Raw genomic sequence first — 14197 nt, 5'->3', positions numbered from 1 at the left:
GCAGAGCGACCCGGCCAGATCAACCCTTGGCCGGCAAAGAGTTGCTCGCATCGTGGGATTTTCATGATCCTGCGCACGAAACTGTCGCGCCGCTGCGACAATGCTTCACATTCGAACAGACCGATCTGCGATCGTTCCGAGAATGAGCGGCATAATGGTCCCTCGCTTTATCCGACTCGCCAGGCATTCTGCAGGATGAGCAGGGCCAGGCAGAACAGCAAGACCGCCAGTGCACCGAGAACCGACAGCGCAATGGAAAACGCCCCGTAGTGCCTGAAGCGTTCGCGGCGCATATGGGGGAACCGCATCAGACAATACGTCGTCACAGCCGCTCCCAGACCGACAATGGCGATCAAGACCTGCGCAACATCCATTGTTTTCACTTACGTAGAAGGCCAACGAAACCCTACTCGCGAATCGGAAACACGTCAAGAAACGGGAGAAAAATGTACGGGGGAGCGTTCCTGGCGGAGGCGTATGCTGCGGATCGAGAAGGGATCAGTGCCCCTCTTTGACGACAATGTGAGTAGGAATACCGTCCAGGCTCAGCTGATTTTTTTCTTCCCGGTACCGCCTCAATCCCTCCTCGCCTTTCTTCTCGGCCCAGGCGCTGAGCAATTCCCGGTCGCCGAGGTACGACAAATAGGGCACCGCCATTCCGCAGGACGTTTGCACGAGGTCGAGAGTCACGTCGAAAATCTGACGGGCACCGGGTAGCGGCGGGAACAGGCCAAGAAACTCCTGCCACTCGGAGTCGCCCCTGTGTACCACCTTCGCCCTGCCATAGAGCCGCAGGATCAGCGGCTGACCCTCGAAAGCGCAGAACATGATCGTCATACGCGGGTCATGCTGTACATGGGCCGAGGATTCGTTACCGCTCCCGGTGACGTTGAGCCATGCCACGCGAGCGGGGCCGAGTACCCGAAACGAGTCCATGCCTTTCGGCGACACATTCACCCAGCTCTCCGCCGTGGCTGTCCCGACAAAAAACAGCTTCTGTGTGGTGATGAATTCGATATGGGTCTTTGAAAGTTCCTTGTACCGTTGAGCCACCGCAATTTCCCCTCTCATCTGTTCGGGACCGAAATCATCGCCTCGAGGGGCGTACCACTCAGGCGCCTTTTTCCTCAACATCCGCAGCGCCACCCCGTGCGGGGATCGCAAGCCGGCCTTCGTCCATATCGATGAGATCGAGCAGGCTCACGAGGGCACAGTCGATGTTGGCGGCCAGTTCAGGCACGGTCGATTGCAGATAGAGCAGGACACGGCCAGCCGGCCGATAGCCCTCAACTTCGGCAGCCCACCGCTGTTTCTCTTCGACGGAATGTCGTGTCGCATATTGCGCAACCCATTGCGCCACCGGCTCATCCGTCTCGCAGGAGAGAATGACCGCCCGTAAGGCCTCCCCTTCCAACCCGGTAAAGGCAAGGAAGCGCCCGTCGAGCGTGCCCCCGCGATGCAGCAGATTCCTCTGGTACGCCGCCGGAAGCTCGCCTCGTGCCTGCGCGCGCACCTTGTCGATTAACCGCGGGAGGATGATGTACCCATCCAACGTCTCCCGCGGAGAGCGCAGCGCAGCGACTGGATTGAACGCCGTCATGACCACCTGCCTTCCTCCGTTTCGACCTGTCGATATTCCGGAAGCAAGACCGAAGCATTTCTTTTGCCTGTTCCGACAATCAGGATTCTGGCCGGGTGCAGAGGCGCTGTCAATTGACAGGCTTTTATGACGTGCATCACGGTCGATGCCGGACGCGGTAGTTGTTTTAGGCTAGCCACTATGCTGTGATCAGCGTGATGGATGTCTGTCCGACACTCCGTACTGAACGGCTGATTCTCCGACAATTCCAGGCCTCCGATGCCGATACCGTGCACCGCCTGGCAGGGGTGAAGGAAGTCGCCGCAGGCACGTTGCTCCCCCACCCCTATGACCTCGAAGCGGCCGCGCAATGGATCGCTCAGCAACAGGAGAGTTTCGCCGCGGGCAACGCCATCACATTTGCCATCGTCCTCATTGAAGAGGAACAACTCATCGGTTCAATCGGGATGGAAATCGCCCGCGAGCACCAACTGGCCCGCCTGAGTTACTGGCTCGGCACCCACTACTGGAACCAGGGCTACTGCACCGAAGCGGTTCGGGCGGTGCTCGACTACGGCTTCACCCGCCTGTCACTCCATCGCATCTACGCCCCGCACTTTCACAACAACCCGGCCTCGGGACGTGTCTTACGAAAAGTCGGGATGACCTACGAAGGCCGCATGCGCGAGCATTACATCCGCTTCGGCCAATTTGTGGATGTGGAGATCTATGGGATGTTGAGAGAGGAATTTCTGAATGACAGTGCTCACTAACGGGAAGCAGTCGCACGTGCTCACGAATGACTTCCCGCACAGCTTGAACAGACGCTCTGCCGACCGAGCATCGATCCTCGTCCTATTCTGTGTCATAGCCACGATGTTCAGCGCTCTGTCCTCCGTCGCAGACGCCGCGCCTCCTGAGCATCCCTTCTCCCTGGAGTTCGAAACCGGGGCGGTCTGGCAATCGCGCAATCAGATTCAGATTCCCGACAGCAGCGCCGGGACGAGGTTCGCGCTCACCGAGATCCAAGGCAATGGTCCGGAAGCACAGCGCCGCGTCGAGTTGACCTGGAACATGAACCATCGGCATTCACTCCGCTTCGTGTACGCCCCGCTCGGATTTTCCAGGACCGGGACGTTTGGACAGCCGGTTCGCTTCGCAGGCAGCACCTTTACCCCCGGTAGCCCGATAGACTCCGAGTACAAGTTCGATTCCTACCGCCTCACCTATCGATACCTTCTCCACGAATCTGAACGCTGGCGCTGGCGCATCGGCGCCACCGCCTTTATTCGCGATGCGCGGGTGGAACTCCGCCAGCAGGGCGTGCTCGCCTCCGACAGCAATGTGGGGTTCGTGCCCCTGCTGAGCAGCAGCCTGGAATACGACATCGCCCCTCGCTGGACGGCGCTCCTGGACTTCGATGGTCTCGTCAGCACTCAAGGTCGTGCCATCGACGCGGCAGTGAAAATTCGGTACGACATCACCGATCACTGGTTCATGTCCGCAGGGTACCGTGTGTTCGAAGGCGGAGTAGATAACGACCGCTATGCCTTCGGCTGGTACAACTTCGCACTGGTCTCAGTAGGCCTTCAATTCTAAGCGATGCGGGAACCCCGGCCTCCGCGGCAGTTCTCAAATCGCTTTCACCAGTATTCCTGCGACAGCCTTCACCGGAGCGAAGAGCGGAGCACCGAGACCTTGGTTCAACGAAGGCAAACCAGCCACATACGTTGAGCTAGGATTTGGATTGTAACTGTGCGGCAATGACGAAAGGCTGGCCTTGTCGCGTCAACCAGGTTGCCTGCCGGTCGGTGCTGTGAGTCAACACCGTAGCGGTGAACCAGGCCTGCTGCCGATCCGGGCTGACGGCGAAGACGAGGGTGCCGGGTCGTTCGGGAGGCGTACCGAGCACCGGACCGGTCGCATCGGACACACAATGGATCACATAGGGAAGCGCCTGACCTTGTCGAGCAAACAGAGACGAGGCGGAGAGCGTTGCAGATCTATCACAGACAAATTCCCCCCGCTCCCGGGCGAGTTGAGTCGCTGAACCGGAGACCGCGCTCAACCTTTGCAACACGCTGAATGACGCACGCCCCACCGGTGTTCCATGTGGCCAGCGCTCTATATTTGGAAAGACCACAGCAAAGATACTCACCGCCACCGGCACGAGAACCCACTTCCCGCTCGCATTAGCCCGCCACAGTCGATAACAGCCGAACAGTCCGATGCAGCCCGCACCAGCGAACATGCATGCGTCGGCAAGATGTTTCTCGCCTTGTATCGAGTACATCGACGGATCATGAGCCTGAACCTCCCTCAGGACCGATACCACCCCCGCCCCGATGAGCATGAGGGGAACGAGTCCCAACAGCGCGGAAGCGATTCGTCTCACGAGCAGCATAGGCTGCTGCCATCCTATCGTGTTTTGGAATGTCCGCTAGGAAATAGGGAGATGATGCGGGGCTCTGAGAACTAAGCTGGAGTCGCGAACTAAGGCGGGACGACAAAACCCTCCCCTCCTGCCCCCAACATATCTAAGCCCCTCCGTGCAGAATCCCGATCTGATGCTGTGTTATCCTGCATTTGTAACCAGACGGGGGATCACCATGTCACTCTCCCGCAGCGGGCTGACACTGTCGGTTCTCTTTCTTCTCGGGGTCTCCACCCACGTCATTACCGCACCGGACAGCCGGGCCTCGATTTACACCTACACCGACGAGGCCGGTGTTCAAACCTTCACGAACCAACTCGAGTCCATCCCTGAACAATATCGAAACAGGCTGACCTCACAGGAGTTCGACGCGCCTCCGGCCGTTTCCTCTGCTCCGCCTCGTGCGGTTGCCCAATCAGCAACGCGCTCCGCCGATTCCCGCATCGTCACAGCCAGCGGCGAATATCGCTTGGGCGATCACGACACCCGCACGGATGGCGCGCGTCTGGCGGTCGAAGCCGCCAAGAGAGACGCGCTCGAACAGGTGGCCACGTATCTGGAACGTGTCACGGAAATGCGCGACATGAACCTCACACGTGATGACATCCGGAGTTACACGGCAGGCATCGTCAAGGTGTTGGAGGAAACCATCACGACCAGGGTCGAGAACGAGAGTATCGTGATCCGCGCTAAGTTGACGGCAGAGATCGACCCGCATGAAGTCGCACAGGCCATTGCGGCCTTGCGGGAAAACGACAGCGCCATGCGGGAGCTGACGGTCCTCCGTGCCGAAACCGACCGACTACAGGAACAGCTCGATGCCACCAACCGCGCCCTCGCCGCCGCCCCATCGGCGGAGGAGGTCCAGCAACTCAGCCGCCAACGCGACGACATGCTGAACGACCTGCAGGCCAATGCCCTTGTCTCACAGGCCTGGACCAGCTGGGCATACCCAACACTCGGCTTCTATTCCTATCCCTGGATCGCAGGACCTGGGATCAACGGCTTCCTACTCCAGGCACAGCGCCTCTCTCCCCGGCATCGCCACCTCGCGCAGGCACAACAGACCATTGCGGCGCAAAACGGCGCGCTCGTACCGGCCCCGGCTCACGCCTTTAATCCCACGCTGCGCCGCTCGTTGCTCGTGCCATCACCATCGATGCAGAGTCGTCACGCCCCCCCGTTGCTCAACCAGCAGGGCCAACCGGCCAAAGTGGGAGACATCGTGACCATTCCCACACCGCGCTCCATTCCACCAGTGATGCACCAGTCTGCACCGCAGCCGCAGCCCTACCAGTTGCACCCGTCCCATTTCTGGCGCCCCAGCCCTTCGAACATCCCCACCGCTCCCTCCATCACGCAGCAAACCCCGTCGATCAGCCGGCCTCTGGGAGGCCCTTCCGGACATGGCAGCAGCGGACAGTCTCGCAGCAGCAGCGGCGGTCGAGGCCGCTGATCGCGAAGGCCGGACGGCCCCCACCTGAAACAGGTCAGTTGAGCCTCGACTAGGGTTCCTCCGAGTACCCAGGCGATGGCCCCTGCGCTCAACTCATAAGGGAAGGCATATGACGCAGCATGCTTCGTTGGCGTTCGCACAGCCTGTGGTTCACTCTGCCCTTCCTTGCCTGTGCTTGCCTGTCGCTTCTGTCGAGTGCGGGCCTGGCACAAAGTTCGGGCGCACATGAGGCCGGGCAGGGCAGCGAGCCTGGCCTGATCGGGCCCGTGAACCATCGTGCTGAAACCCTGGAACCTTCAACCCTGCCCGAAGACCGGTCCGGATCGTTGGATTGGGAGAGCGGGCGAGGGCGCAGCTATCTGATTCCGGCCGCTGAAGTATTCACCTATTTGTTACTGCTGAACCAGTACGATCGGCATTTCACCGAGCCGAAGGACGTGTACCGGACCACCGGCACGACCATTCGTGAACACCTGACAGATTCAAAATGGGTGTTCGACAACGATCAGTTCTCAGTCAACCAGTTCCTGCATCCCTATGGCGGCAGCGTGTATTTCGGTCTGGCCCGATCCGCAGGGCTCAGCTTCTGGGAATCGTCGCTCTATAGCGTCGCCGGGAGTTTCCTCTGGGAGATCGGCGGCGAACGGACCTCTCCTTCGATCAACGACATGATCACGACGCCCATCGGCGGCGCGTTCCTGGGTGAACCGCTGTTCAGGATGGCCAATCTGTTGCTTGAGACCGGCGATGGCCCGCCTGGGTTCTGGCGCGAACTGGGCGCGGCTATCATTTCGCCGCCCACCGGATTCAACCGCCTCGTATTCGGCAACCGCTTCGACAGCCTGTATCCCAGCCACCGGCCGGCCACCTTCCTGCGGCTCGAAGCTGGTGGCACGCTGACATCGAGCAGTCGCAATGTCTCCTCAAACGTCAACGAACATGGCGCGGTCGGTGAGCTCACGTTTACATACGGACTTCCAGGCAAATCCGGTTATGGGTACACCCGTCCGTTCGACTATTTCGATTTTCATGTCTCTGCCGCCACGGCCACTACGCTGGAAACCATCACCACCCGAGGACTCCTGCTGGGTAAGACCTACGCGGCCGGCGATACGACGCGAGGTATCTGGGGACTCTTCGGCAGTTACGACTATGTCTCGCCCCAGGTGTTCCGGGTGTCCAGCACCGCTCTCTCCCTGGGAACCGTCTGGCAGTCGTGGCTGTCTGATGACATCGCACTCCAAGGCACCCTGCTGGGCGGTGCCGGCTATGGCGCGGCCGGCAGCATCCAGCGCACGGAGGAACGGGATTACCACTATGGAACGACCCCACAGGCCTTGGTGGCACTCCGGTTGATCTATGCCAACCGCCTGATGTTCGACGTGACGGGGCGGGAATACTATGTCAGTAATTTTCTGTCGCCGGAACGGCACGGGCAGGAAAACATCATCCGCGTAGAATCTGCGCTCACCCTTCGCGTCTTCGACCGGCACGGCGTCGCGCTTCGATATACGGTCTCTCACCGGGATGCTCACTACCCGAGCGTGGACTATCGCAACCAGACGATCGGCGCCGTCAGTCTGATGTATGTCCTGCTCGGCAACTCAGGCTTCGGGGCGGTCGAATGGCGATGAGAGGCCAACGGGTTACGTGTTTCGAGATCTGCGGTCCACCAACGCGGTGCAAACGAAGAAGTGTGTGAGCAGGGCCCAGAGAGACGCGCGACCGGGAACGCCGCGGTCGGGCCTTTATCAAGAGCCTGTTAGGAAATCCCGTGCTGGGCGCGGCCGATACCGCCGTCGTAGCGGTTGGTGGATTTGAAGAGTTCGTATCGGCCATCCATAGCGTACTGTGCGACTCTGGTGCGCAAGCCATCCATCTCGGCTACGGTCATAGGCGTGAAGCGGCGCGCGATGTCGAGGTTTTGCTTGAGGACCTGCGGCGAATCGATGCCGCTCACGAGCGAAGCAATCGGCAAGCTCAATACATACCGGATCGCTTCCTCCGGTGTCACGATCCCCTGTTTGATCGGCTCTGCATTCCCTGTCAGGCTCTTCATGCCCAGGGCCGCGATCCCGCGTTGGTTCAGAACCGGCAGTACCTCTCGCTCAAAACTCCGATAGGTGCCGTCAAAGACATTCAATGGCATCTGGCAGGTATCGAACGGAAAGTCGTGTGCCAACATTTTGAGATGGATCTGCGGATGTTTGTGGCCGGTGAAGCCGATGAATCGCACCTTCCCCTGCTGTTTGGCTTCGAGCAGAGCCTCAGTGGCCCCGTTCGGCGCGAAGTGACGATCGGGATCGTCTTCATAGACGACTTCGTGAATCTGCCAGAGATCCAGGTAGTCGGTCTTCAAGCGTCGCAATGACTCGTCGAGTTGCTGCAGAGCCACCTTCTTATCGCGACCGTGCGAGCAGACCTTGGTCATGAGCACAACCTGTTGCCGCTTTCCCTGCAACGCCTTGCCCATGAGTTCTTCCGATCGCCCGCCGTGATACTCCCAAGCGTTGTCGAGAAAATTGACGCCTGCGTCGATGGCCTCGTGGATGATGCGGAAGGCCTCGGATTCGTCCTTGAGTCGGCCCCAATGGGCTCCGCCGAAACAGAGCGCCGAGACCTGGACGCCGGTTTTTCCTAAGGGGCGGCGCGGGATGTCGCCCGTCGAGGTGCCCGAGGAAGGAGTGTCTGCGGCCAGTAGCTCAGCCAAGCGACCGGGCCCGCCAAGCGCCATGACCGATCCCGCCACGCCGAGCCCTTTCAACAGCTGGCGACGATCGAGGGAAGTGGACCAGATCGATGTGTCAGGTTTCTTGGGCGTCATCGATGACCTGCCCTCTTGGAGGTGGAGTGTGTAGGCTACGACCAGACCCTGGCATTGTCAATCCTGGAGCCACGCGCCGGCATCACCGATGGCCTGCGGCGGGGAAGAGTCGCGACTGATCGATCGTCAACAGATCGCCGATGCAGTCGATGCTGAGATCGGGCGACGGAAATGTCCGCAGCGCATCAGGATCATTGGCATAGTGCCCCTGACGCGGAAACACCGTGGTGACACGCGCCCCCCACTGGGCTTTCACCGCGCTCAGGATGCGTAGCTTGTCGTCGATCAGCACATAGTGGTCGGCAGGGTAACGCTGCCTGACGTCCTCCAGCTCCTGTTCCTTATGCACATAGACGAGCACCTGGTCTTCGACGACGGACAGGATGCCCGATTGTTCGATCTTGCGCGGCTGAAAGACCGCGTCGCCGTCGGTGAGGATCACCGTCCGGCCCCATTGCCTGGCGTGCCGCAGGACGTCCAACGCCTGCGGAAACAGCCGGTCGGCAAACGGATAATTCACCAGAAAATGCGACACCGCCAGGAGGTGCGAGTCGTGCGGATAGGCCAGGCGATACCGCTGCAACGCCCCGAGATAGTCCGCGTACCCCAACTCTTCACGCAACTCGTCGAAGATGCGCCAATATGCCCGCTCGTGCGCCGGGCCCACTTCCCGGTCCAAATACTGCGTGAGGTCGGCCGTGATCCGATCGTTGTCCAGCAACGTATTGTCGACATCGAACAGCACGACGACAGTAGGAGGAGCCATGTCCTACCGCTTCCCGCTCCACTTCCAGTTTCTGATCTCCGGCATATCGGTTCCATAGGTCTCGATGTACTGCTTGTGCAACATGCGTTTGTCGCGCATCTCCTGCTTGAGATAGGCGGCACGCGCCCCGAGCTGCGGCACACGGTCCACCACATCGGAGACCAGGTGGAACCGGTCCAGATCGTTCAGCACAACCATGTCGAACGGTGTGGTCGTCGTACCTTCTTCTTTGTAGCCCCGCACATGCAGGTTGTCATGGTTGGTCCGTCGGTAGGTGAGCCGGTGGATCAGCCACGGATACCCGTGGAAGGCGAAGATGATCGGTTTGTCGGTCGTGAACAACGCATCGAATTCCTTGTCGGACATCCCGTGCGGATGTTCACTCGCCGGCTGCAGCTTCATGAGATCGACCACATTGACCACACGCACCTTCAAATTGGGCTGGGCGATTCGCAGGATCTCCACCGCCGCCAGCGTCTCCATCGTCGGCACATCGCCGCAACAGGCCATCACGACGTCGGGCTCGCTGCCGCGGTCGTTGCTCGCCCATTCCCAAATCCCGATCCCGGCAGTGCAGTGCAGCACGGCGGCGTCCATATCCAGCCATTGCGGAGCCGGCTGTTTTCCCGCCACCACCACGTTCACATAATCGCGGCTGCGCAGACAGTGGTCCGTGACCGACAAGAGCGTGTTCGCATCGGGCGGCAGATAGACACGGATCACCTGGGCATTCTTATTCACCACATGATCGATGAAGCCGGGATCCTGATGGCTGAAACCATTGTGGTCCTGGCGCCACACATGCGACGTCAACAGATAATTCAGTGAGGCGATCGGCCGCCGCCAGGGAATCTCGCGCGAGGTCTTGAGCCACTTCGCATGCTGATTGAACATGGAATCGACGATGTGAATGAACGCTTCATAACAATTCAGAAACCCATGCCGTCCCGTCAGCAGGTACCCTTCGAGCCAACCCTGGCACAGGTGCTCGCTCAAGATCTCCATGACACGCCCGTCGTGCGCCACATGTTCGTCGGTGGGGAGGATCTGCTCGGTCGAGCAGCGATCGGTTACTTCAAACACTCCGCCCCAACGGTTCGACGCCGTCTCATCCGGCCCGAACAGCCGAAAGTTGTGGGGATTCATCTTCAGGACATCGCGCAGGAACAATCCCTGCACTCTGGTCGCTTCGGCATCCTCGATGCCTGGTTTCACCACCGGCACCGCGTACTGTCGGAAATCGGGCATTTGAAGATCGCGGAGAAGGCCGCCCCCGTTCGCGCAAGCAATAGCCCCCATGCGTCGCTCGCCGGTCGGCGCCAGCTCGGCCAGCTCCGGCATTAACTTCCCCGCTTCGTCGAACAACTCCTCCGGCCGATAACTCTTCAGCCATGCTTCCAGCAACTCGACATGTCCGGGCTTGTCCATCTCGCCCATCGGCACCTGATGGGAACGGAACGTGCCCTCCGTCGGTTTGCCGTCCACTTCCTTCGGCCCGGTCCAGCCCTTCGGGGTACGCAAGACGATCATGGGCCAGCGCGGACGGCCGGTAAATCCCTTGGACCGGGCCTCCTGCTGAATGCCCCGGATCGTCGTGACAATTTCGTCCAGCGTAGACGCCATCAGCTGATGCATCGTCGCAGGATCATCACCTTCGATGAAAAACGGCTGATGACCATACCCGACCAGCAGAGATTCAAGCTCGTCCGGCGGCATACGTGCCAGCACGGTCGGGCCGGCGATCTTGTACCCGTTCAAATGCAGAATCGGCAGCACCGCCCCGTCCCGCACGGGATTCAAAAACTTATTCCCATGCCAACTCCCCGCGAGCGGACCGGTTTCGGCTTCCCCGTCTCCGATCACACAAGCCACCAGCAATTCGGGGTGGTCGAAGGCCGCCCCATAGGCATGGGCTAGGGAATAGCCCAGTTCACCGCCTTCGTGGATAGAACCGGGCGTTTCCGGCGCGACATGGCTCGGAATACCGCCGGGGAAAGAAAACTGTTTGAACAGGCGCTGCAAGCCTGCTTCGTCCTGCGAGATGTTCGGATAGACCTCGCTGTAGGTGCCTTCGAGGTACACGTTCGCAACCAGGCCAGGCCCCCCATGTCCGGGCCCCGCGATGTACAGCACGGGCAGATCCTGGGATTTGATGATGCGGTTGAGATGGACGTAGATAAAATTCAGCCCCGGCGTCGTCCCCCAATGGCCGAGCAGGCGCGGCTTGATATGCTCCCGCTTCAACGGCTGTTTCAGCAGGGGATTGTCGTACAAATATATCTGTCCGACGGAAAGGTAATTCGCCGCCCGCCAGTAGGCATCAATCCGTTGCACTGTCTCCGGGCTGAGCGGTTGATTCGCCTGCGTCGTCTGATTCATAGGCTCCCTCTCTCCAGTTTTGACTGTCGGTCATCAATCGCCCACGACAGGCGTGGACGACCGTCCTGCATCGTCAACAAACTTCGTTCAATGCCAATAACCGGCAGACCGATTGCGCAATCTGACGTTCTTCGTCGGTACGGATCACCCGCACGGTCACGCGACTTGCCGGGCTGGAAATCACGGCGGCATTGGCCTCGTTCTGCTCTCGATCCAGATGGATGCCGAGAAACTCCAGGCCCTCGCACATACGCGCCCGCACGACCGCCGCATGTTCACCGATGCCGCCGCTGAAGACCAACTGTTCCACCCCGCCCAGCGCTGCCGCATAGGCCCCGATCCACTTCTTGCCCTGGTAACAAAACACCGCCACCGCCTCGGCGGCGCGCGGATCGTGCCCTTCCTGCGCCAGCAGGTCACGCAGGTCCGGGCTGGTTTCCGACAGACCCAAGAGGCCGGACTGCGCATTGACCATGTGGTGAAACTGCTCCGGCGTCATGCCTTCGGTCCTGGCTAGGTAGGAAATCAGTCCCGGGTCCACATCGCCGGACCTGGTGCTCATCGGCAGACCGGAAGCCGGAGTAAAGCCCATGCTCGTATCGATACTGACGCCGTCCCGCACCGCCGCCAGACTGGCCCCGTTTCCCAGATGGGCGAGAATCACCTTACCGCGCGCGGCGTCACGGCCCGCCATCCGTTCCAATTCCTCCATCAGAAACGCATACGAGAGGCCATGAAACCCGTACCGTCTGATGCCCAGTGTTTCATAGCGACGGGGGATGGCCAGGAGACGCGCCACCGGCGGCAGATGTTGATGGAACCCGGTATCAAAGCAGGCCACTTGCGGCGCCTGCGGATATTCGGTGCCGAATGCCTCGATGAAGGTGATTTCGGCCGGAAGATGTTCCGGATCGTAGGGACTCAGCCGCCGTAACTCCTCCATCACCTCAGCGGAGACCACCTGCGGGTCTGCGTAACGACTGCCTCCGTGCACGACTCGATGACCGATGGCTTGAACGGACAATCCCTTCCCGCTCTGCGCGAGTTGATCGAGAAGCACCTGGACGGAAGCCGCGTGGTTCGGCACAGGAACGGAACGCCGCTCGAGTTGTCCGGTTGCAACATCAGTGACGGTGACGATGCCATCCGGAAGCCCGATCCGCTCGATCTGTCCCGCTGCCGTCCGAACCGGCTCTGCTCCAATACGAAACAAGGCCCACTTCACACTGGAGGATCCGGCGTTAAGGGTGAGTATGGCGGGTAGCCCGTTTCCGGCTTCAGACATGCTTGGTTTTTCCCCTACGCCTCAAGATAGAGCGAGCATGAGTTCAGCGCAACCGTAAAATCCAAAGCGCCATTTGCTTGCGTTGTAGGTCCTCTGCCCGTGCAAGCCAGGGAAGAGTGCTAGTTCCGGGCAGGGATCGGCATCGGCTATCATGGGTTATGGGCCCGCACATCCCGGCCATACTCATGCTACTGCTCAGTTCGCCGGTCATCTCCGGTTTCGCCGCCGGTCCCACGATAGAGGTCGCCCTCCTGGGCGGTACGATTCTCTCGATCGATCAGGACACCCTGACGCTCACCATTCGAATGCCATCCGGGGAATCACAAGCCCTCCCGGTCATCAACCGCCGTCTTCTCCAGGGCCTCACCATTGGCGACCATGTGAGCTTTGAACTGGATCAAAAGAACCGGCTGATCAAGATCACGAAACTGCCCGTCGACCCGGCCAACTGACCGGAATCAACCACTGCGCCTCCCGCCTTACGACGTTCAAGAATCTCCCTGCGCGCGCCATCAGTTTCTCAGACAGCAGATTCTTGTATAATGCCGCGCGTTCTCGCATCGAGCGACACCCTTTCACCCTCATCCTAAACGGAGGCAGAATGAACCTGGGCAGCGACCGACTTCTCCTTTCCCTCGGCTTCGCACTCACCGCTTGTACCCTCCTCTTGCCTCTCGAAGTTCCGGCAGCCGGACCGACCGGCGAGCCGCTCAGCAGGCAGGCCCTTGAGCAGATGATCGAGCAGTATATTCGGAGCCATCCGGAAGTCATCGAGCAATCGTTGCAGTCGTTGGAAAACAAACGGGCGGCAGAGGAACAAGAACGGCAGAGGGCCGCCCTCGCGACACATCAGCAAGAGCTGCTCAACGACCCGGCTAGCCCGGTCAGTGGAAATCCGGCCGGCGACGTGACCGTGGTCGAGTTCTTCGACTATCGCTGCGGCTATTGTAAAAAAGCAGCATCGGCCCTGACCCAACTGCAGCAGAGCGACGCCCGAGTGCGGGTTGTGTACAAAGACTTTCCGATTCTTGGGGAGCCATCAGAATGGGCGGCCAAGGCGGCACTCGCCTCGAACCTGCAGGGCAAACACCGGGCATTTCATGAAGCTCTGCTGGCCGCGAAAGACGATCTCACCAAAGAGCAACTCTTCCGCATCGCAACTGAGACCGGGCTGGACGTGAATCGACTGGATCAGGACATGACCCGACCGGAATGGCAACCGATCATCGATCGCAACCGCGCGCTCGCCAAAACCCTCGGCATCAGCGGCACACCGGCGTTCATCGTCGGCAACGATCTCGTACCGGGCGCCTTGGACCTCAAAACGCTGCAGGAATTGGTCTCACACAAGCGCAAGCAGTGACAGCTTGCGCCCTGGCTGCTTGTCTCACCTGTGCCGGGAAAAGCAAGGACATACCGAGAGCAGATTCGAGCGCGCCCAGCCCCTAACAGGCTGCGAAATGGCTCGATTGAT

Annotated in this window: 14 protein-coding genes; 6 read left to right on the top strand and 8 right to left on the bottom strand. The window is 60.2% G+C overall.

The window, feature by feature from the left end; translation table 11 throughout:
* Window positions 1–167: 167 nt before the first annotated feature.
* The 3 genes from H8K11_15625 to H8K11_15615 form a co-directional block, all read right to left on the bottom strand.
* Window positions 168–374 carry a hypothetical protein gene (locus tag H8K11_15625; protein MCS6265182.1) on the bottom strand — a complete coding sequence of 69 codons (207 nt, stop codon included), beginning with the start codon at window positions 372–374 and terminating at the stop codon, window positions 168–170.
* 124 nt (window positions 375–498) lie between these two features.
* On the bottom strand, window positions 499–1053 hold the full coding sequence (locus H8K11_15620) for a pyridoxamine 5'-phosphate oxidase family protein (GenBank protein MCS6265181.1): 555 nt from the start codon (window positions 1051–1053) through the stop codon (window positions 499–501).
* A gap of 58 nt (window positions 1054–1111) precedes the next feature.
* Window positions 1112–1600, bottom strand: a complete 489-nt coding sequence (locus H8K11_15615) for a DUF5069 domain-containing protein (GenBank protein ID MCS6265180.1) — start codon at window positions 1598–1600, stop codon at window positions 1112–1114.
* Window positions 1601–1785: 185 nt separating this feature from the next.
* Here H8K11_15615 and H8K11_15610 point away from each other — a divergent pair, with 185 nt between their 5' ends.
* Both H8K11_15610 and H8K11_15605 read left to right on the top strand, forming a co-directional pair.
* Window positions 1786–2352: a GNAT family N-acetyltransferase gene (locus H8K11_15610; protein MCS6265179.1), complete on the top strand. Its 567-nt coding sequence runs from the start codon at window positions 1786–1788 to the stop codon at window positions 2350–2352.
* The gene (locus H8K11_15605) at window positions 2336–3178 is read left to right on the top strand and encodes a hypothetical protein (protein ID MCS6265178.1); all 843 of its coding nucleotides are present in this window, start codon (window positions 2336–2338) and stop codon (window positions 3176–3178) included. The genes H8K11_15610 and H8K11_15605 overlap by 17 nt, the downstream gene beginning before the upstream one ends.
* A 136-nt stretch (window positions 3179–3314) precedes the next feature.
* Here the strand turns inward: H8K11_15605 and H8K11_15600 are convergent, their stop codons facing one another.
* Window positions 3315–3983 carry a hypothetical protein gene (locus tag H8K11_15600; GenBank protein ID MCS6265177.1) on the bottom strand — a complete coding sequence of 223 codons (669 nt, stop codon included), beginning with the start codon at window positions 3981–3983 and terminating at the stop codon, window positions 3315–3317.
* Window positions 3984–4188: 205 nt separating this feature from the next.
* On the opposite strand from H8K11_15600, the gene H8K11_15595 reads away from it, so the two are divergent.
* Together H8K11_15595 and H8K11_15590 are read left to right on the top strand one after the other, a co-directional pair.
* Entirely contained in the window at window positions 4189–5469 is a 1281-nt protein-coding gene (locus H8K11_15595) for a DUF4124 domain-containing protein (protein ID MCS6265176.1), read from the top strand.
* A gap of 119 nt (window positions 5470–5588) precedes the next feature.
* A complete protein-coding gene (locus H8K11_15590; protein MCS6265175.1) occupies window positions 5589–7103 on the top strand; it encodes a DUF3943 domain-containing protein in 1515 nt (504 codons plus the stop codon).
* 128 nt (window positions 7104–7231) lie between these two features.
* Here H8K11_15590 and H8K11_15585 read toward each other — a convergent pair whose 3' ends face one another.
* The 4 genes from H8K11_15585 to H8K11_15570 form a co-directional block, all read right to left on the bottom strand.
* Window positions 7232–8293, bottom strand: coding sequence for an aldo/keto reductase (locus H8K11_15585; GenBank protein MCS6265174.1), 1062 nt, complete (start codon window positions 8291–8293; stop codon window positions 7232–7234).
* An 82-nt stretch (window positions 8294–8375) separates the two neighbouring features.
* Window positions 8376–9059 (bottom strand): HAD family hydrolase, encoded by a 684-nt coding sequence (locus H8K11_15580; GenBank protein MCS6265173.1) that lies wholly within the window; start codon window positions 9057–9059, stop codon window positions 8376–8378.
* 3 nt (window positions 9060–9062) lie between these two features.
* Window positions 9063–11438, bottom strand: a complete 2376-nt coding sequence (locus H8K11_15575; GenBank protein ID MCS6265172.1) for a phosphoketolase family protein — start codon at window positions 11436–11438, stop codon at window positions 9063–9065.
* A 73-nt stretch (window positions 11439–11511) separates the two neighbouring features.
* Window positions 11512–12723: an acetate/propionate family kinase gene (locus H8K11_15570; GenBank protein MCS6265171.1), complete on the bottom strand. Its 1212-nt coding sequence runs from the start codon at window positions 12721–12723 to the stop codon at window positions 11512–11514.
* A 158-nt stretch (window positions 12724–12881) separates the two neighbouring features.
* On the opposite strand from H8K11_15570, the gene H8K11_15565 reads away from it, so the two are divergent.
* Both H8K11_15565 and H8K11_15560 read left to right on the top strand, forming a co-directional pair.
* The gene (locus tag H8K11_15565; protein ID MCS6265170.1) at window positions 12882–13175 is read left to right on the top strand and encodes a hypothetical protein; all 294 of its coding nucleotides are present in this window, start codon (window positions 12882–12884) and stop codon (window positions 13173–13175) included.
* Between the two features lie 149 nt (window positions 13176–13324).
* Window positions 13325–14086: a DsbA family protein gene (locus H8K11_15560; protein MCS6265169.1), complete on the top strand. Its 762-nt coding sequence runs from the start codon at window positions 13325–13327 to the stop codon at window positions 14084–14086.
* The last annotated feature ends 111 nt before the right edge of the window (window positions 14087–14197 follow it).

The organism is Nitrospira sp., from assembly GCA_024998565.1.
In the GTDB taxonomy this organism is placed as follows: Bacteria; Nitrospirota; Nitrospiria; order Nitrospirales; family Nitrospiraceae; genus Nitrospira_A.
Note: the sequence above shows the minus strand (reverse complement) of the source record. Positions and strands in the feature narration are given on the sequence as shown.